Origin of the sequence: Mesorhizobium sp. M1E.F.Ca.ET.041.01.1.1, from assembly GCF_003997355.1 — a bacterium.
GTDB lineage: Bacteria > Pseudomonadota > Alphaproteobacteria > Rhizobiales > Rhizobiaceae > Mesorhizobium.
The window spans coordinates 1-3437 of the sequence record NZ_RZSL01000613.1; the positions used below are offsets into that span (position 1 = coordinate 1).

General features: G+C 62.2%; 4 protein-coding genes. 3 read left to right on the forward strand and 1 reads right to left on the reverse strand.

Annotation, left to right across the window (positions count from 1 at the left end):
* The 3 genes from EOA38_RS31260 to EOA38_RS31270 all read left to right on the forward strand — a co-directional run.
* Positions 1–833: ABC transporter permease (locus tag EOA38_RS31260; RefSeq protein ID WP_145966146.1), on the forward strand; the 833-nt coding region annotated here is incomplete at its 5' end.
* Between the two features lie 51 nt (positions 834–884).
* Complete coding sequence (locus tag EOA38_RS31265) at positions 885–1952, forward strand: BMP family ABC transporter substrate-binding protein (protein WP_126093963.1); 1068 nt, start codon at positions 885–887, stop codon at positions 1950–1952.
* A 327-nt stretch (positions 1953–2279) separates the two neighbouring features.
* A complete protein-coding gene (locus tag EOA38_RS31270; RefSeq protein WP_127301035.1) occupies positions 2280–2714 on the forward strand; it encodes a hypothetical protein in 435 nt (144 codons plus the stop codon).
* An 88-nt stretch (positions 2715–2802) separates the two neighbouring features.
* Here EOA38_RS31270 and EOA38_RS31275 read toward each other — a convergent pair.
* Positions 2803–3437, reverse strand: a 635-nt coding sequence (locus tag EOA38_RS31275; protein ID WP_127301036.1) for a radical SAM protein, incomplete at its 5' end; no start/stop codon positions are given.

Consider the following 3437-nt stretch of genomic DNA (forward strand, 5'->3'; position numbering starts at 1 on the left):
GCTCAGGCGTGCTCAACCTCGGCGTCGAAGGCATGATGATCATGGGCGCCGTCGGCGGCTTCGGCGCCGGCTATCTCACCGGGTCGCCCTGGATCGGCCTACTTGCCGCGATCATCGTCGGCGCGCTGTTTTCGCTGCTCTTCGCCGTGATGACGCTATCCTTGGCCACCAACCAGGTGGCGACCGGCCTGTCGCTCACGCTGCTCGGCCTCGGCCTCTCCGGCATGATCGGCACCAGCTTCGTCGGCCAGCCTGGCGTCAGGCTGCCGAACCTCGATATTCCCGGCCTCAGCTCGATCCCGGTCGTGGGCAAGCTGATCTTCGGCCAGGACCCGCTGTTCTACATCTCGATCGCGCTCACCGCCGCCGTGATGTGGTTCCTGTTCAGGACCCGCACCGGCCTCACGCTGCGCTCGATCGGCGACAGCCACTCTTCGGCGCATGCGCTCGGCATCAAGGTCATCCGTTACCGCTATCTCGCCGTGATCTTCGGCGGTGCCTGCGCCGGTCTTGCCGGCGGGCACCTGTCGCTGGTCTACACGCCGCAATGGGTCGAGAACATGAGCGCCGGCCGCGGCTGGATCGCGCTGGCGCTGGTGGTGTTCGCGTCCTGGCGGCCGTGGCGGGTGCTGGCGGGCGCCTACATCTTCGGCGCGGTGTGGATCGGCCAGCTTCATGCACAGGCTTTTGGCATTCCGGTGCCTTCGCAGTTTCTTTCTTCGCTGCCCTATCTGGCAACCATCGTGGTTCTCGTTCTAATCTCGCGCAACAAGCGGCTGACGATGATGAACACGCCGGCTTCGTTGGGGCAGCCATTTGTTCCGGATCGTTGACAACAACAAAAAGACGGGAAGCTCCAAGGCTCAATTCAGAGAGGTAACACGATGAAAAAACTGCTTATTGCGCTTATGACCACGACCGCGGCGCTGTCGCTGGCGGCAACCGCCGAGGCGGCCGACAAACTGAAGGCCTGCTGGGTCTACACGGGTCCGATCGGCGACTTCGGCTATTCCTACCAGCATGACCAGGGCCGTCTGGAAGTGGAGAAGGCGCTCGGCGACAAGGTCGAAACCGCCTATCTCGAGAACGTCTCGGAAGGCCCCGACGCCGATCGCGCCTTCGAGCGCCTGGCGCGCGAGAAGTGCAAGATCATCTTCGGCACGTCCTTCGGCTTCATGGACGCCGAGGTGAAGGTCGCCAAGAAGTTCCCCAAGGTGATGTTCGAGCATGCCACCGGCTACAAGACCGGCAAGAATCTCGGCATCTACAATGCACGCTTCTATGAAGGCCGCTACGTGCTCGGCCAGATCGCGGCCAAGGAATCGAAGAAGGGGCTGGCCGGCTACATCGTCTCCTTCCCGATCCCCGAGGTGGTGATGGGCATCAACTCCTTCATGCTCGGCGCGCAGTCGGTCAATCCCGACTTCAAGGTCAAGATCGTGTGGGTGAACTCCTGGTTCGATCCGGGCAAGGAAGCCGACGCCGCCAAGGCGCTGTTCGACCAGGGCGCCGACATCATCGTCCAGCACACGGACTCGACCGCCGCGCTGCAGGTCGCCGAGGAGCGCAAGCTGCACGGCTTCGGCCAGTCCTCCGATATGATCAAGTTTGCGCCGAATGCGGCCTTGACCTCGCTGACCGACGAGTGGGGTCCGTACTACATCAGCCGCGTTCAGGCGGCTCTCGATGGCACCTGGAAGCCGGACAATGTCTGGCTCGGCATCAAGGACGGCGCCGTCAAGCTCGCACCCTTCACCAATATGCCCGACGACGTGAAGGCGATGGCCGAGGCGACCGAGAAGAAGATCGCCGGCGGCTGGAACCCCTTCACGGGCCCGGTGTCAAAGCAGGACGGATCGCCGTGGTTGAAGGACGGCGAGGTGGCCGACGACGGCACGCTGCTCGGCATGAATTTCTACGTCAAGGGCGTCGACGACAAGCTGCCGCAGTAGGCGTCGACGAACGTTTGAACCGGGGAGGGCGCCTTGCGGCGCCCTCATTCGTTTAAAAGGTCAATTGGCAAGACTTTTCCGCCTCGGGTAGGAGTTGTACCTGGCTTTTGCCAGTCGGCTAAAGATCGTTAAGCGGCCCTGCGTGCCAGGTATTTAAGATAATTTCGCTTCTCATTTTTCTAAACTCGGGTTCTTTTACGAAACAGATACAATATCTTTTCAGATCCGTAATCGCTTTCACATACACCGACGACCTCTGCTTCCATTCTTGTCGTGCAACTGAGACGAAATCAGCTGACGTGACGAGCGTCTGCAGAAGGGGGTTGTATGCAACTGAATAAAAAGCTCCTGGCGATCATCGGGAAACGCTTTCCCGCCATCTACGATGTGATCCCGCGCGGACCACAGGGTGGGCTTGTGCGGGTCGCACTCAATCCGCAGCCGCTGCCGCCGCATGAACTGGGCGCAGCGGTCGCTGACGAATTTGTCCGCCATGCGTGGGTGGCCGAGCGAGGCGGGCTCGATATGAAAGCGTTGTTGAGCGACCTCGATGACTGGTGCCCCACACGGCCGAAGATACCGAAGCTTCCCCCTTGGTGGGGACCGTTTCCGGAGCCGGAGCCGCGCCCCGATTGGTTCGTGGACTACCATTTGGGATTTGCCACACGGCTGTCGGCGGTCGCAACAGGCACACGCCTCGATGAGACCCTCGATCGGGTGATCGACCGTTCCCTGGCCGCAATCGAGGCGGTGAAGCTCTGACGAGATGCTGCCAGAGCCGAGGACTGCGAACAGTCGAAGGGCGCCGCGAGGCGCCCTTTTCATTGAGGTGTCTGCTTTCGCGCGGGTGTTATACCGCCGAGCCGTAGAGATCGTAGGCGTCGACGCGGTCGATCTTGACCGTGACGATGTCGCCGGCGCGCAGCGGCCGGCGCGACTGGATGTGCACGGAGCCATCGATCTCGGGCGCGTCATATTTGGTGCGGCCCTTCGCCGAGGTGCCGTGCGCCTCGTCGATCAGCACCGGCAGGCGCTTGCCGACCTTCTTGGCGAGCTGCGTCGCCGAGATCTTCTGCTGGCGCTGCATGAAGCGGTGCCAGCGTGCCTCCTTGATCTCCTGCGGCACCTGCTCGAGGCCGAGGTCGTTGGAGCGCGCGCCCTTGACCGGCTCGTATTTGAAGCAGCCGGCGCGATCGATTTTTGCTTCGTCGAGCCAGTCGAGCAGCATCTGGAAATCGTCTTCCGTCTCGCCCGGGAAGCCGACGATGAAGGTGGAGCGGATGGCGAGATCCGGACAGACCTCGCGCCAGCCGCGGATGCGCTCCAGCGTCTTCTCGCCATGCGCGGGACGGCGCATGTTCTTCAGCACCTGCGGCGAGGCATGCTGGAAGGGGATGTCGAGATAGGGAAGGATCTTTCCGTCCGCCATCAGCGGGATGACGTCGGCGACATGCGGGTAGGGGTAAACATAATGCATGCGTATCC